The sequence below is a fragment of the Pseudoalteromonas sp. PAB 2.2 genome, assembly GCF_001938575.1.
Taxonomy (GTDB): Bacteria; Pseudomonadota; Gammaproteobacteria; order Enterobacterales; family Alteromonadaceae; genus Pseudoalteromonas; species Pseudoalteromonas lipolytica.
Genome location: NZ_LYPI01000014.1, coordinates 1 through 15099 on the forward strand (window position 1 = coordinate 1; position 15099 = coordinate 15099).

Genomic DNA, 15099 nt, shown 5'->3' on the forward strand with positions numbered 1-15099 from the left:
TCGTCGCCTTGGTGAGCCATTACCTCACCAACTAGCTAATCCCACTTGGGCTGATCTTATGGCGCGAGGCCCGAAGGTCCCCCGCTTTGGTCCGAAGACATTATGCGGTATTAGCAGTCGTTTCCAACTGTTGTCCCCCACCATAAGGTACATTCCCAAGCATTACTCACCCGTCCGCCGCTCGTCAGCAGAGTAGCAAGCTACTCTCTGTTACCGCTCGACTTGCATGTGTTAGGCCTGCCGCCAGCGTTCAATCTGAGCCATGATCAAACTCTTCAATTAAAAGTTTTTTCTGTCCTCCCCATAAGGGAGCGGACATGCTCAATGAATTCTGAATTTATTTAACATCTTTCGATGTTGAATTGACTGTGCTGAAATAAGTAAACTTATTTCCGTTGGTCACTCAGTTCAATTGAGACTCTAAATTTGTTTGTCTTACTACCTAAGTAGATCGACTGTTAGAACTCAATCTGTACGAGTGCCCACACAGATGATTGCTTTATATTGTTAAAGAACGTTTCGAGTTGCTTTCGCGTCTCGAGGGATGCGTATAATACATCCTTAATTTTTCGAGTCAACACTTAATTTCAAACTTTCTTTCGAAGACTTAAAACCGAAGTTTTACTTAACTCTCTGCTACGTTGTTCAGCGTCTTTCGTTGCTGCCCGCCGTGTCAGTGGATGCGCATTATAGGGAGATGGATTTTTTACGCAAGCACTTTTCTTACTATTTTTTAATTATTTTTAAATACGTTAGATACCCACTAAGTACCAACATCTTACCCACAAAACCCTGTGGATAACTCTGGTTTTTTAACAGAATTACTAAACTATCCCTCTATGTTGTGGTAAGTTGCGCCGCAGATTTTCCACTCGCTCACAAGGCATGTAAAATGACAGATATTATAAATAGTATAAGTGGCCTACTTTGGGGTCACATTCTGGTTTACCTATTAATAGCTGCGGGGCTATTTTTTACTCTTCGACTCGGTTTCATTCAATTCACCCAATTCCCCCATATGATCAAGGTTATGTTTCATAGCCGCCAAGGTTCAGGAGAAGGCATCTCCTCTTTTCAAGCTTTTTGTACTTCTTTAGCAGCTCGCGTTGGTACAGGTAATATGGCGGGTGTAGCAGTTGCACTTTATTTAGGGGGCGCAGGTGCTATTTTTTGGATGTGGTTGATTGCTTTAATTGGTATGGCAACCAGTTTTGCTGAAAGTACACTTGCGCAAGCTTATAAAACGGTCGATGAAGACGGTAACTTTCGAGGTGGTCCTGCTTATTATATGGAATACGGTTTAGGTAAACGTTGGATGGGCGTGATCTTTTCGCTGTGTTTGATCCTTGCCTTCGGCCTTGTATTTAATGCTGTACAATCTAACTCTATCGCTGCAGCGTTTGACGTCGCGTTTGGTATTCCAAAGTATATTGTCGGTATTACGCTTGTGCTTGGTTCAGGCATTATTATTTTTGGTGGTTTAAAGACAATTTCTCGATTCGCAGAGATGGTTGTTCCCTTTATGGCGCTTGCCTACTTACTCGTCGCACTTTATGTCTGTGCAATCAACTATGAATTATTACCTAATGTGTTTATGCATGTAATTAATAGTGCATTTGGACTTGAACAAGCAGGTGCAGGTGCTATTGGTTATGGCGTGATGCAAGCAATGATCCAAGGTATAAAACGTGGTTTGTTCTCAAATGAAGCAGGTATGGGTAGCGCCGCGAATGCTGCTGCAACAGCAACACCTAATCCGCCACACCCAGCTTCACAAGGTTATGTACAAATGCTTGGCGTCTTTGTTGATACCATTATTATATGTACAGCCACAGCGGCTCTTATTTTATTATCTCAACAATTAATCCCAGAATCAGGGGTTACGGGTATTGCACTGACACAAGCAGCACTTGAGGAGCATGTTGGAAGTTGGGGCGCAACCTTTGTTGCAATTGCGATTTTATTCTTTGCATTCACATCGATAGTTGCCAATTACTCATACGCTGAAACAAATCTATTATTTCTAGAACATAACCACGCTGCAGGTATGGTGATCTTCAGATTATTAGTGCTGGGTATGGTAATGTTTGGCGCACTTGGTGAGTTACCTATTGTCTGGACTCTCGCTGATATATCCATGGGCCTTATGGCTATCGTCAACGTTATTGCGTTATTTATGTTGTCAGGTGTCGTAATTTGGCTTGCTAAAGACTACAACACCCAACGTAAAGCGGGCAAGCTACCCACGTTTGATCCGTCACAAAACGAAAAATTAAATCAAACAATACCAAAAGGTGCTTGGCGTAAGTAAGCTTGATAGGTCTTTGCTTAATTTAGTGTCGTATTTTCAGGGAGCTGTTCAGCTCCCTTTTTTGATTCTGCAAGCTTTTCAAAAACCGTGAGTAAGAATGTAACTTGCTGTTCGGTTAACGTTACTTTTAGCTTTTCTGTTAACTGAGCTTTGACTTTTGTTTTAAGGGCTTGCTTTTGTTCTGCCGAAAATAGCGGCTGAGTTTGTTGTTGGTAAGATTGCACTGCCGTGAGCACTTCCATCACCACTTCATTGTCAAAATCAACAAGTGCTGTTTTCGCTTTTTCGAGAGCTTGTTCTGTTTTATTAAATGCCGTTGAGACTTTTTTGACTAACACACTGACTTCATGAATCTTCAGTACGTCATTGATGTTAGACATGATAATCGCAACCGGAATAAGAACAAGCGCAATGGCGAAACATACACCAAACACTGCGCCTACCCAAAACTGATTTAAACCACGTTTAAATTGTTCCATTATCTGTCCTTGATACTTTATGAATAATACCACTGATAATGTAAGGAAATTTAACGCATACATTAATCAAGTAGCCATAAACAAACTATAAAGCTATTTTGGAAATAACAAAACTAATTAGAGTAAATAAGGAAATAGAAATAAATATGAAATAGAGTAGATATAAACTTTGAAGTATAAATGGTGCCCGGGGCCGGACTTGAACCGGCACGTCCTTACGAACGAGGGATTTTAAATCCCTTGTGTCTACCAATTCCACCACCCGGGCATCGGGTCGCTCTAAGAGCATGTGGAGTATTAAATGGAGGCGGAACCCGGAGTCGAACCGAGGTAGACGGATTTGCAATCCGCTGCATGGCCACTCTGCCATTCCGCCTTATCGCTTCCAAATAATTGGAGCGGCACACGAGGCTCGAACTCGTGACCTCAACCTTGGCAAGGTTGCGCTCTACCAACTGAGCTAGTGCCGCAAATTTAGTGTTTTATCCATACAGTTTAAACTAAATAAAGTTTAAATGGTGCCCGGGGCCGGACTTGAACCGGCACGTCCTTACGAACGAGGGATTTTAAATCCCTTGTGTCTACCAATTCCACCACCCGGGCATCGGGTTTGCTATTTAAAGCAAGTGGATAAAGCTAATATGGAGCGGCACACGAGGCTCGAACTCGTGACCTCAACCTTGGCAAGGTTGCGCTCTACCAACTGAGCTAGTGCCGCATCATATTAACTCTAAAGTTAAACTATTTTAAAACTACATTTGGTATTGTAGTTAACCACAAATGGTGCCCGGGGCCGGACTTGAACCGGCACGTCCTTACGAACGAGGGATTTTAAATCCCTTGTGTCTACCAATTCCACCACCCGGGCATCGGGTTGCTCAAAGAGCGTGTGGAGTGTTGAATGGAGGCGGAACCCGGAGTCGAACCGAGGTGGACGGATTTGCAATCCGCTGCATGGCCACTCTGCCATTCCGCCAAATTAGATAATTGGAGCGGCACACGAGGCTCGAACTCGTGACCTCAACCTTGGCAAGGTTGCGCTCTACCAACTGAGCTAGTGCCGCTTTTCTTTATCTTGTGGGCTATGCCCTCTCAACACGGACGCATTCTACAGAGATTATTAAACGCGTCAATATAAAAAATGCGAGTTTTAAACTGTTTGCTTATTTTTTATCTAAAATGGTGTGTAATTATACGTTTAGGATCAATTTTTGGTCAATTCTGACCAAGCAGCAAACAAATATTGCAGCATCGAACTCAATGTTAAGAACGTGGCAATATATAAAAGTCCATAACTTAAATAAATCATCCAGGTATCAAACTGCCAAATAAGTCCGATTATCGCCAACATTTGTGCAGCTGTTTTGAACTTGCCCATATTAGATACAGCAACGTTATCTCGTTTGCCCTGCTCTGCCATCCATTCGCGTAAGGCAGAAATAACTATTTCACGGCTAATGATAACAAGTGCGGGAATCGTCATATATAAATTCTGATAATGACTAGATAATGCCACTAATGCAGCACAGACCATTACTTTATCGGCAACAGGGTCTAAGAATGCACCAAAAGGTGTAGACTGATTTAAACGGCGTGCTAAATAGCCATCAAGAATATCAGTTATTGATGCAAGCCAAAAAACAAACGCGGCCGCGAAAAACGCCCATGAATAAGGTAAATAAAATATCACCAAAAAAATGGGGATAAGAAAAAGTCTAAAGGTTGTGAGTGTGTTTGGAATATTCCACATAACTACTTGGAGATGTCTTTTTTTCTATATTCGCATGAAGGCTACGCCTTGTCATGCAAATGATTAAATATCTTTTCAGCCATTTCAGGGCTGATCCCAGGAACTTGTTTTAGTTGTTCTATATTAGCAGCTTTTACCCCTTGCATGCCCCCTAAATATTTTAATAATGATTGTCGGCGCTTTTGCCCCACACCATTTATTTCTTCAAGTAATGATTGAGTCCGTTGTTTCTGACGCTTATTACGATGTCCTGCAATTGCGAAACGGTGTGATTCATCGCGAATATGTTGGATCAAATGAAGTGCCGGCGCATCTGAATCAAGCGGAATAGTCTTCCTACCGCCGTCAATCAATAGGGTTTCTAAACCGGGCTTACGGCTCGTGCCTTTTGCTACGCCAACTAACAGTGGCATTTTGCTATGGGGCCAATTTTCAAAATATTGCTCAGCACGCGATAATTGCCCCTTACCACCATCAATAAAGATAACATCTGGGATCTTGTCTTCATCAACAACTTTGTTATAACGCTTGTTTAACGCAAACTCCATGGCGGCATAGTCATCACCGCCAGTAATACCCGTCACATTAAAGCGACGATACTCTTTATTATTTGGCCCTTGTGAGTCAAACACGACACAACTTGCTACTGTGTTTTCACCCATTGTATGGCTGATATCAAAACACTCCATGCGATTAATGTCGTCAAGCCGAAGTGTTTCTTTTAATTGCGCATAACGCTTGTTAATTGAGTCTTGCGTGCTTTGTTTTACACTTATGCTGTTAAGCGCATTCTTATTTGCAAGCTTTAAGTATTGCGCTCTCTCACCTCGATTCGCTACTTTCAAGCTGACTTTACGTTCTGAAATTGTGGTAAGCGCATTACTCAATGGCTCACTTTCTTCAATAGCAAACGGCAAGATGATTTCTTTTGCAATTCGCCCTGTTGCACCCGGTGCTAAATAGTATTGCCCTAAGAAGGAGCTGAGAATTTCTTCTTGCCCTGAATCCTTAGGGACTTTCGGAAAATAAGTCTTACTGCCTAATACTTTATGATCGCGGATCATTAATAAATGTACGGCATTTAAACCGTTTAAATGTGCAAAGCCCACCACATCCATTTCAGCATGATTACCTGAAATAGATTGTTGCTCTTGCATTTTTCTAAGCAACAAAATTTGGTCACGTACTTTAGCAGCCAGTTCAAACTTTAGTGCTTTACTGGCCTGTTCCATTTTTGTAATTAAATCGGCAATAACTTCATGTGACTTGCCAAGTAGAAACTTACGAACAAAGTCGACTTCTTGACTGTACTCTTCATCAGATACTTTGTTGACACAAGGTGCAGAACAGCGTTTTAACTGATACTGAAGGCATGGGCGACTTCGTGCACGATAATAGGCATCTTCACATTGACGAACAGGAAAGATTTTTTGCATTAGCCGTAAGCTTTCTGATACCGCACCCGCACTTGGAAAAGGACCGAAGTACTCACCTTTAATTTTGCGACTACCACGATGAAACGCCAAACGGGGATGTTTATGATTTGTCAGTAAAATATACGGATACGATTTGTCATCTCGCAGTAAAATATTATAGCGAGGCTGATATTTTTTTATAAGGTTGTTTTCGAGAAGAAGAGCCTCAGTTTCTGTATTCGTCAGGGTAACTTCAATGCCACAGATATTGCTAACTAATACACGCGTTTTACTGTCTGTTACATTGCTGCGAAAATAACTTGTAACACGCTTTTTGAGGTTCTTTGCCTTACCGACATAAATAACTTGCCCTTCACTATCAAGCATTCGGTATACACCGGGTTCGCTTGATAGTGTTTTAAGAAAACGGGCGGAATCGAAATCAGACATTGAGCAAATTAATGCGAGCTATCAATGTCGATCATTTTATGACGTATCGCCAAATGGGTTAACTCAACATCGCCACCCACATTTAGCTTTTCAAACATACGATAGCGATAGCTATTGACTGTTTTAGAGCTGAGGTTTAAACGCTCTGCGATATCTTGTGCTTTTTCACCTTTGGTGATCATAAGCATAATTTGCAGTTCACGCTCAGATAAACTTTGGAAAGGGTTTTCATCAGTACGACCGCTAACTTGCGCAAGAGCAATCTGCTGGGCAATTTCAGGCGCAATATAACGCTGACCCGCATTAACAGCACGAATGGCATTAACCATTTCATCAGACCCAGCCCCTTTGGTTAGATAACCATGGGCACCAATTTGCATTACTTTACTTGGGAATGGATCTTCACAATGTACAGTAAGCACAATAATTTTCACATCAGGGCAGTAACGACAAATTTTCTTCGTCGCTTCTAAGCCGCCAATACCTGGCATATTCATGTCCATTAACACGATATCAGGTGAGTTTTGACGGCAAAATTGCACCGCTTCTTCACCGGTTTTAGCTTCACCCACCACTTTAAAACCACGAACATCATCAAGTATACGTCTGATCCCTGTCCGTACAAGCTCATGGTCATCAACTAAAAGTACATTAATCAATGGAACACCCTCAAATAACCCAAATATATGCTTTTGCACTATTTAATGTGCCACATTAGCACAGAAGAAGTGAAACGATAAATCAAAATATCGTTTCACTCGTTAATTTTACGCAGCGGCTTTCTCGCTAAAGCGATCAACCCACAACGCAATGATACCATCGCCTGTTACATTACAGGCAGTACCAAAACTGTCTTGCGCTAAATAAAGGGCAATCATTAATGCCACTGCACCTTCATTAAAACCGAGCATACTTGTTAACAAGCCTAACGCAGACATCACTGCACCACCTGGTGCACCCGGTGCTGCAATCATTACAACGCCTAACATCATAATAAATGGCAACATACCAAACAATGACGGCACATCCATATTAGGTGATAAAAACATGACAGCCATCGCACAGGTAACGATTGTAATCGTCGAACCTGATAAATGAATGGTTGCACATAGAGGCACAGTAAAGTTTGCAACATCTTCTTTTACATTGTTGGCTTTACTAGAGCGTAACGAAACTGGAATCGTCGCCGCGCTCGACATTGTACCTAAAGCAGTAAAATAAGCTGGCAGCATATTTTTTACAAGCTCTAATGGGTTACGCTTTAATAATAAACCAGTTGTTACATATAAAACGGTTAGCCATAACCAATGCATTATAAGTGCGGCAAGTAACACAATACCGAAGGTTTGAAGGGTATCAACGACGGTACCAGCCACTGTCATTTCAGCAAACACACCAGCAATATAAAATGGTAATGCTGGAATAATTACTTTCGCCAACAAGCCATCAATAACATCGCGACCTTGATCTGACACTTTCTTTAAAGTATCTAGCTGTAACTGGCTCATACCAATACCAAACACAAATGCGGTTGCAAGCGCGGTCATCACACCCATTAACGGCGGAATTTCTAGATCAATAAAGCTACCCACTTCTGTGGCAACTTCAGCTTCAAATGTTAAGCCACCATCAAATAATGGGATCATGGCACTGACGAGTAAAAATGCCAATGTGCCAGCAATGATGGTAGAGCCATAGGCAAAGCCAACTGTTTTGCCAAGTAAGTGGCCCGAGCCTTTTGGCAAACCAGCAATACCTGATGCAATAAAAAATAAAATAATCAGCGGAATCGTAAAGGTGATCAACTGACCAATAATTTCTTTTGCTGTATAAAGGAGTTCAACACCCGTTAGTGGCACATACAAGCCCACTAAAATACCGGCAACAATACCGGCAATTAATTTAAGAATTAACTTCATAACGATCACTTCTTTTTTTTGGTGGTAACCTTTTACCACGTTTTGATTTACTTTTGTTATAAAACAGCCAAATTTGTGTTTGATTGCCTAATTTACCACCACGATTATCCTGAATCTAATTTGAACGTAAATATATGCACCCTATCGCGTTGCATTTGTTAACAAACTCGTAAATTAATAACATGCGCGCAGTTTTGAATACCAAAAATACTACTTATGTATAAATCAATTTTAAGTGTGGCCCTTTTGTGTGCGCCTTTTACAAGCTTGGCGACTAGCCTACCCATTCAACTTCCATTTGTTGCCGAATCTGCAACAGTTGATGGTCAACTGGATGAACCTAGTTGGCAGCAAGCCAGAAAAATAGTAATCGATAATGTCACTTGGCCTTACGAGAATGCTAAGAGCCCAGTTACTACCTTTGCCTATGTCTATGAAGATGGCGAAACCTTATACATAGGTTTTGAAGCAAACGATCCGAACCCTGAACTTATTCGCGCTTTTTACCGTGACCGTGATGCTGCATGGAATGATGACCTAGTCGGCCTAAAAATAGATTCATATAATAATTCGCAGCTTGCTTATCAATTTTTTATTAATCCATTAGGTGTGCAACAAGACTCCATTGAAAATGAGCTTACAAAACATGAAAGCTCTTCATGGGATGGTATTTGGGATAGCGAAGGCGTTATTCATGAGCGTGGTTATACCGTTGAAGTGGCTATTCCACTTCGCGTACTTAACTTCGATGACAGCATTAAAACCAAAACCATGGCTATGGAGTTTGTCAGGTTCTTACCACGCAGCGAACGTTTGCGTATTTCTAATATGAAAATTGACCACGGCAATAACTGCTGGATTTGCCAAATGCCAAGCTATCAAGGTTTTGAAGAAGCCAAACAAGGGAATAACGTGGCCGTGATCCCCTCTATTGTATTAGGCAAAAATGAAACCCGAGAGATAGAGAATGCTCATATTGATGAATGGGAAAGTGAAAACACCACCGAAGCAAGCTTAGATTTGAAATGGGGTATAACACCCGATATCACATTAAATGCCACTATTAATCCTGACTTTTCACAAGTTGAGGCCGATGTAGCGCAGTTAAGTGTTAACAACAACTTTAGCTTGTTCTTTCCTGAAAAGCGGGCATTTTTTCTTGATAATGCAGACTACTTTGCTTCAACACTCAATTTAATCCACACCCGTAATATTGCTCAACCTGATTACGGCACAAAAATAACGGGTAGCAAAAATGGTCATACTTTCGCAGGCTTTATAGCCAACGACAATCAAACCAATGTGCTGATCCCTGGCAACTTGGGCTCGTCGCTTGTCTCTCTGGATAGTAAAAGTGAGAACGGTGCTTTGCGCTATCGATACGATTTTGAATCAGGTTTGTCATTAGGCTCAACAGCCACACACCGTCAGAGTGATGACTACAAAAACACGGTGTACAGCATCGACAGCAAATATAAACCAACGGTGAACGACACGTTTCTCGTACAAGTCCTGAAGTCGGAAACTCAGTACAGTCAAACATTTATCGATGAGCTTTGCGATGGCAATAACTGCACACAGCCAGAACAAGTGACATGTGAAATCAATCGCGACTGTGATTATAACGAAGGAGTTTTACGGGTACTCAACCAACAGGAGCAATCAGGGAACGGTTACTTTGTAAAATACCAACACGACGAAAAATATTGGCGTGCGTTTGCAGACTATAATTACCGCGATGCCGACTTACGCGCTGATTTAGGTTTTATTTCACAAGTTGATTTTAAAAAATTTACCACCGGTGGTGAATACCGCTGGTATGGCGATAAAGGTAATTGGTGGAATCGAGCTAACCTTTATGCCGATTGGGATATTACACATAACGAGAATAACGAACTACTTGAGAAGGAAGCGCAGTCAAGTTTTTCAGTCAGTGGCCCATTACAAAGCTTCTTTGAGTTATCAGTTGAACATCGAAACCGCAGAGGGCTTCGTCATGACAAGTCACGACTAGACATAGATGACAACACGGATCTATTTAGCGAAAACGGCATTGGCTTTTACAGTGACTTTAAGCCACAGGCAGGTTTGTTTGCCTCTCTATATATGTATACCGGAAATGCAGTCGATTTAGCGAATAACCGTGTTGGTGAAAAGCTGCATATTCGCCCTGTTCTAAATATGAACTTAGGTAAGCACTTTGAAGTACGATTACGTCATACATACGAACAACTAGAAGCTGATGGTAGCGATGTTTTCACTGCTAATTTAAGCGATGTACGTTTGACTTACCAATTTAACGTCAATAGCTTTTTACGTCTCGCTGTTATTTACACAGACCTAGAGCGCAATCAAGCTAACTATCAAGACGACGTAGACAGCCAATACAAAAAGCTCGCCACACAATTACTGTATTCATACAAATTGAACCCACAAACAGTCTTTTTTGCTGGCTATTCTGATAATGGCTACCAAGATGATAAACTGTCATCAATCACCCAAGAACAACGAACCTTATTTGCTAAGTTCAGCTACGCTTGGTTATTGTAGACTCATTGAGGGCACTCAAACGAAGTGCCCTTTTTTTCCTTTAGTTTTAAAGCTTATTCCTAAATGCTATAAGCCTATTCGCTATATGTTATAGCCAAACTTTACTTTCGTTTTTTATTAGGCGAAGTAAAGTGTGACTATTACAGATCGATAGCCTAAGCTATTTGATCCCGATTGAATAAATTGCTTCCAAGGGAACATTATGTCTAACATTTTTGAAGATAATTCATTAACGATTGGTAACACACCAATTGTAAAGCTTAACCGCGTTACCACAGGTAATGTGTTTGCTAAAGTAGAATCACGTAACCCGAGCTTCAGTGTTAAATGCCGTATCGGCGCTTCAATGATCTGGGAAGCTGAAAAGTCTGGCGTTTTAACAAAAGACAAAGAGTTAATTGAACCTACATCTGGTAATACGGGTATTGCATTAGCATTCGTAGCCGCTTCTCGTGGTTACAAATTAACTCTGACTATGCCAAATACAATGAGCTTAGAACGTCGTAAGCTATTAAAAGCATTGGGTGCAAACCTTGTGTTAACCGATGGTGCTAAGGGGATGAATGGCGCAATTGAAAAAGCGAAAGAAATTCAAGCGAGCGAGCCTGAAAAGTACATTCTTTTACAACAATTCGAAAATCCAGCCAACCCTAAAATCCACTTTGAAACCACGGGCCCTGAGATCTATGATGCAATGGATGGAAAAATCGATATCTTCGTAGCTGGTGTAGGCACGGGCGGTACAATCACTGGCGTGAGTCGTTACCTTAAGCTTGAAAAAGGCCTAAATGTGCAATCTGTTGCTGTTGAGCCAACAAATTCACCTGTTATCAGCCAAACGCTTGCTGGTGAAGAAATCAAACCAGGCCCTCATAAAATTCAAGGTATCGGAGCCGGCTTCATCCCGGGCAACTTAGATTTAGAAGTTGTCGATTCAGCGGAGCAAGTATCAAATGAAGATGCGATTGCAATGGCACATGAATTGATGAAAAACGAAGGGATTTTAGTCGGGATTTCTTCTGGTGCAGCGGTTGTTGCAGCTAAACGTTTAGCTGAAAAACCAGAAAATGCAGGCAAAAATGTTGTCGTTATTTTACCAAGTGCAACAGAGCGTTACTTATCTAGCCCATTGTTTGCAGAAGAATTTAGCGACAAAGAATTAGTACAGTAATCACACACTCAAAATCAAAAAAAAGGATGCATGTGCATCCTTTTTTATTACATAAAATTCAATATTATCCAATAAATTTACTGAGTTAACTTTACATCACTGCCATTTCGTCACACACTTAAAGTTATCTTGAACTGCCAAACAATAACAATGAAAAAAATACTCTTTATTTGTGCTCTATTAAGTGGCGTGCTGCTGTTCGGTTGCGGCTCTGAAGATTCTCCAAAAGGTGAAAAGAACACACCAGGAAACACGGCAACCTTATATTTCGATGCCCTTTATAATCAAAAAGATTTCGACCTTGCAATGCAATATGCCACCCCTAAAATGGCGCGCATTATGAAATCTTACGGCACAGCAAGCCAATTTGCGCGTAACCTTATTAATATGCAATACGATGAAGTCGTGATTGAAGTCGATATGACAAATATGAGTCTACGCGAACAGTACGGTGATAAAGCGAATATAAACCTAATATTTACCGGCTACTTTAATGGTAAGAAAATAGATGATATGCGCAGTGTTCAAATGATACGTAAAAAGAGCAATTGGTATATCGAAAAAATTAATCCAGACCCATTTGCACGATAAATAACGTTTAAAAAAGCCTTGCTCTTGCAAGGCTTTTTTATGCTATGAGCTACAGCTCACCGGGGGCAAAGTTATCAACAGCAATGGCTCGTTTTCGCAGCGCATTTGCTTCATTCATTCGCTCAACAACCGTGTCGTTAATCAAGTTTTTTTCTGCCGCCACCGCTATCGCATCTTCTAGCTCTAAATTACGGCCAATGGTGCCCTCTTTTTGCCACTTGCGCAGCTGCTTGAAGTCTTCATGAGTATCAATCATCGCCATAAAGGCATTTTCCATCACACCCGTCCCAGCATTCTCATCTACATAGCACAAGTGTGTTAACCTATCTCTGAACACACCAGGCTTACTCATGTGCTCACACATAGTTTGCGCCAGCTCATCACTTGGGCGGTGATAATGGTTGCCTAATGGAAACACAATACGTTTAAGTAAAAAGTTCACTACAGGGTTTGAGAAGTTTTTGAAAAAGCCATCAAATGCTTGGCCAATACTAAACAGTGAATGTTCTACTGCGTATTGAACAAACGGTAAATCGGCCTGTTGACGCCCTTCATCTTCGTAACGTTTAAGTACACAAGAAGCTAAATACAGGTGGCTGAGAACATCGCCTAAGCGTGCTGAAATCATTTCTTTGCGCTTTAACTCGCCGCCTAAAACTAACATCGCTACATCGGTGCAAAACGCTAAGCCTCGGCTCATGCGCCCTAATTGCTTATAATACACAGAAGTGGCACCACTCACAGGCGCTTTGGCAAAATAACTACGCGTTAAACCGTGTACAAAAGCCATCCCCGCATTACTGCCAGCAAACAAAATATGCTGTAGTAGTAGCGCGTCGAACTCTTTTAACGCTAAGTCGTGATCTTCCATTGCAGCAGCTTCCATTTCTTTAAGTACAAATGGATGACAGCGGGTTGCGCCCTGACCAAAAATCATTAAATTACGGGTAAGAATATTCGCGCCTTCTACCGTAATAGACACTGGGATCCCCATATAACCATGAGCTAGATAGTTATTAGGCCCGACTTGAATTCCCTTGCCTGAATGAATATCCATTGCGTCGTTCATAACTGTACGACCCATTTCTGTCATATGGTATTTGGCAATTGCAGTGACTACCGAAGGGCTCAATTTTAAATCAATGGCTCCTGCGGTCATGAGTCGAGCAGACTCAAGCGTGTAAGTTAACCCGCCGATGCGTGCCAAAGCCTCTTGCACTCCTTCAAATTGACCAATAGAGACACCAAACTGTTGACGAACAGTGGCATAGGCAGATGTCATCCGTGAAGCTAAATGCCCGGTTGCTGTGCTTAAGGCGGGTAACGAAATACCGCGGCCTGCGCTTAAGCATTCAACCAACATACGCCAACCTCGTCCTGCACCCTGCTTTCCACCAATAATCCAATCAAGCGGAATAAATACATCTTTACCGTACGTGGTGCCATTCATAAACGCCATATTCAATGGATAGTGGCGCTCACCTGTTTGCACGCCTTCGTGGTCGGTTGGAATTAACGCACACGTAATGCCCAGCTCTTTTTTATCACCTAGTAAACCATCGGGGTCATACATTTTAAACGCGAGCCCCAACACGGTCGCAATCGGTGCAAGCGTAATGTATCGTTTCGACCAGTTAAGTTTTAAACCAATGACTTCTTCGCCATTAAACTCACCTTTACACACGACACCCGTATCAGGAATACTCCCTGCATCTGAGCCGGCCTCAGGTCCTGTTAATGCAAAGCATGGCACATCATCACCTTTTGCAAGGCTTGGTAACCAACGCTCTTGCTGCTCCTTTGTACCGTAATGAAGCAGTAATTCTCCCGGTCCTAAGCTATTAGGAACCATAACCGTCACAGCGGCTGTTAGACTCTTAGTGGCAATTTTAGACACAATGGTCGAGTTAGCAATTGCCGAAAATTCACGACCACCAAACTTCTCTGGAATGATCAGTGCAAAGAAACCTTCTTTTTTCAGGTAATCCCATACTTCTTTAGGCAGGTCTTTATCTTTTTGAACAATTTGATAATCGTCGAGCATTGCCAGCAAGGTTTCTACTTGCTCAGCTAAAAATGTACGTTCTTTTTCGCTCAACTCAGGCTTAGGAAAGCGATGTAGCTTTTGCCAATCAGGGTTACCACTAAATAACTCACCATCCCACCAAACATCACCCGCTTCCATTGCTTCGCGTTCTGTTTGAGATAAAGGCGGTAATACCCTTTTAAACATACTAAATGTAGGTCGCGTGATCAGGTTTATGCGAATATCTTTCACAGCAAAAATCACAATCACAGCAACCAGTAACAGAATAATTACAGTAGTCATTGTGCAATCCTTTTATTTTAATCAACTGCCTCAAGTATGACTGATCGTGCCATAAATACAACGTGTCAAATTGTAACGGTGACTCAATTCGGCTCTTCGCTTGTTCTTTTTTTCGACACTGCTATTATGCCACT

Annotated in this window: 10 protein-coding genes, 8 tRNA genes and 1 rRNA gene; 4 read left to right on the plus strand and 15 right to left on the minus strand. The window is 41.6% G+C overall.

All coding sequences use genetic code 11. The features are described from left to right. A 16S ribosomal RNA gene (locus BWD47_RS13130) occupies positions 1 to 282 on the minus strand; the annotation flags it as partial. Positions 283 to 892: 610 nt separating this feature from the next. On the opposite strand from BWD47_RS13130, the gene BWD47_RS13135 reads away from it, so the two are divergent. Continuing rightward, a complete protein-coding gene (locus BWD47_RS13135) occupies positions 893 to 2311 on the plus strand; it encodes a sodium:alanine symporter family protein (protein WP_036969309.1) in 1419 nt (472 codons plus the stop codon). 17 nt (positions 2312 to 2328) lie between these two features. On the opposite strand, the gene BWD47_RS13140 is transcribed toward BWD47_RS13135, so the two are convergent. From BWD47_RS13140 to BWD47_RS13200, 13 genes are all read right to left on the minus strand, one after another. Further along, positions 2329 to 2790, minus strand: coding sequence for a hypothetical protein (locus tag BWD47_RS13140; protein ID WP_075594111.1), 462 nt, complete (start codon positions 2788 to 2790; stop codon positions 2329 to 2331). A 181-nt stretch (positions 2791 to 2971) separates the two neighbouring features. Further along, positions 2972 to 3058, minus strand: a tRNA-Leu gene (locus BWD47_RS13145). Positions 3059 to 3092: 34 nt separating this feature from the next. Then, positions 3093 to 3166, minus strand: a tRNA-Cys gene (locus BWD47_RS13150). An 18-nt stretch (positions 3167 to 3184) separates the two neighbouring features. Further along, positions 3185 to 3260, minus strand: a tRNA-Gly gene (locus tag BWD47_RS13155). Positions 3261 to 3306: 46 nt separating this feature from the next. Then, positions 3307 to 3393, minus strand: a tRNA-Leu gene (locus BWD47_RS13160). Between the two features lie 39 nt (positions 3394 to 3432). Then, positions 3433 to 3508, minus strand: a tRNA-Gly gene (locus BWD47_RS13165). 63 nt (positions 3509 to 3571) lie between these two features. Then, positions 3572 to 3658, minus strand: a tRNA-Leu gene (locus BWD47_RS13170). Between the two features lie 34 nt (positions 3659 to 3692). After that, a tRNA-Cys gene (locus BWD47_RS13175) sits at positions 3693 to 3766 on the minus strand. A gap of 12 nt (positions 3767 to 3778) precedes the next feature. Beyond that, positions 3779 to 3854 (minus strand) — tRNA-Gly (locus BWD47_RS13180). A 140-nt stretch (positions 3855 to 3994) separates the two neighbouring features. After that, a complete protein-coding gene (pgsA, locus tag BWD47_RS13185) occupies positions 3995 to 4540 on the minus strand; it encodes a CDP-diacylglycerol--glycerol-3-phosphate 3-phosphatidyltransferase (protein ID WP_036969313.1) in 546 nt (181 codons plus the stop codon). A gap of 41 nt (positions 4541 to 4581) precedes the next feature. After that, positions 4582 to 6405 (minus strand): excinuclease ABC subunit UvrC, encoded by a 1824-nt coding sequence (gene uvrC, locus BWD47_RS13190; protein ID WP_036969315.1) that lies wholly within the window; start codon positions 6403 to 6405, stop codon positions 4582 to 4584. A gap of 8 nt (positions 6406 to 6413) precedes the next feature. Next, positions 6414 to 7064, minus strand: coding sequence for a UvrY/SirA/GacA family response regulator transcription factor (gene uvrY, locus BWD47_RS13195; RefSeq protein ID WP_036971600.1), 651 nt, complete (start codon positions 7062 to 7064; stop codon positions 6414 to 6416). A gap of 108 nt (positions 7065 to 7172) precedes the next feature. Beyond that, a complete protein-coding gene (locus BWD47_RS13200) occupies positions 7173 to 8324 on the minus strand; it encodes a dicarboxylate/amino acid:cation symporter (RefSeq protein ID WP_036971603.1) in 1152 nt (383 codons plus the stop codon). 216 nt (positions 8325 to 8540) lie between these two features. Between BWD47_RS13200 and BWD47_RS13205 the strand changes: the two genes are divergently transcribed. The 3 genes from BWD47_RS13205 to BWD47_RS13215 all read left to right on the plus strand — a co-directional run bounded on the left by BWD47_RS13205 (position 8541) and on the right by BWD47_RS13215 (position 12636). Further along, a complete protein-coding gene (locus BWD47_RS13205) occupies positions 8541 to 10874 on the plus strand; it encodes a carbohydrate binding family 9 domain-containing protein (RefSeq protein ID WP_075594112.1) in 2334 nt (777 codons plus the stop codon). A 202-nt stretch (positions 10875 to 11076) separates the two neighbouring features. Further along, on the plus strand, positions 11077 to 12045 hold the full coding sequence (cysK, locus tag BWD47_RS13210; RefSeq protein WP_036969317.1) for a cysteine synthase A: 969 nt from the start codon (positions 11077 to 11079) through the stop codon (positions 12043 to 12045). A gap of 150 nt (positions 12046 to 12195) precedes the next feature. Beyond that, a complete protein-coding gene (locus BWD47_RS13215; RefSeq protein ID WP_036969320.1) occupies positions 12196 to 12636 on the plus strand; it encodes a hypothetical protein in 441 nt (146 codons plus the stop codon). Positions 12637 to 12685: 49 nt separating this feature from the next. Here the strand turns inward: BWD47_RS13215 and BWD47_RS13220 are convergent, their stop codons facing one another. Then, positions 12686 to 14965, minus strand: coding sequence for an acyl-CoA dehydrogenase (locus BWD47_RS13220; protein ID WP_075594113.1), 2280 nt, complete (start codon positions 14963 to 14965; stop codon positions 12686 to 12688). Positions 14966 to 15099: the final 134 nt, after the last annotated feature.

Excerpts from the sequence above, each read along its gene's own strand:
- BWD47_RS13135 (WP_036969309.1), top strand. The coding sequence starts at position 893 with ATGACAGATATTATAAATAGTATAAGTGGCCTACTTTGGGGTCACATT.
- BWD47_RS13140 (WP_075594111.1), bottom strand. The coding sequence starts at position 2,790 with ATGGAACAATTTAAACGTGGTTTAAATCAGTTTTGGGTAGGCGCAGTG.
- pgsA (WP_036969313.1), bottom strand. The coding sequence starts at position 4,540 with ATGTGGAATATTCCAAACACACTCACAACCTTTAGACTTTTTCTTATC.
- uvrC (WP_036969315.1), bottom strand. The coding sequence starts at position 6,405 with ATGTCTGATTTCGATTCCGCCCGTTTTCTTAAAACACTATCAAGCGAA.
- BWD47_RS13200 (WP_036971603.1), bottom strand. The coding sequence starts at position 8,324 with ATGAAGTTAATTCTTAAATTAATTGCCGGTATTGTTGCCGGTATTTTA.
- BWD47_RS13205 (WP_075594112.1), top strand. The coding sequence starts at position 8,541 with ATGTATAAATCAATTTTAAGTGTGGCCCTTTTGTGTGCGCCTTTTACA.
- cysK (WP_036969317.1), top strand. The coding sequence starts at position 11,077 with ATGTCTAACATTTTTGAAGATAATTCATTAACGATTGGTAACACACCA.
- BWD47_RS13215 (WP_036969320.1), top strand. The coding sequence starts at position 12,196 with ATGAAAAAAATACTCTTTATTTGTGCTCTATTAAGTGGCGTGCTGCTG.
- BWD47_RS13220 (WP_075594113.1), bottom strand. The coding sequence starts at position 14,965 with ATGACTACTGTAATTATTCTGTTACTGGTTGCTGTGATTGTGATTTTT.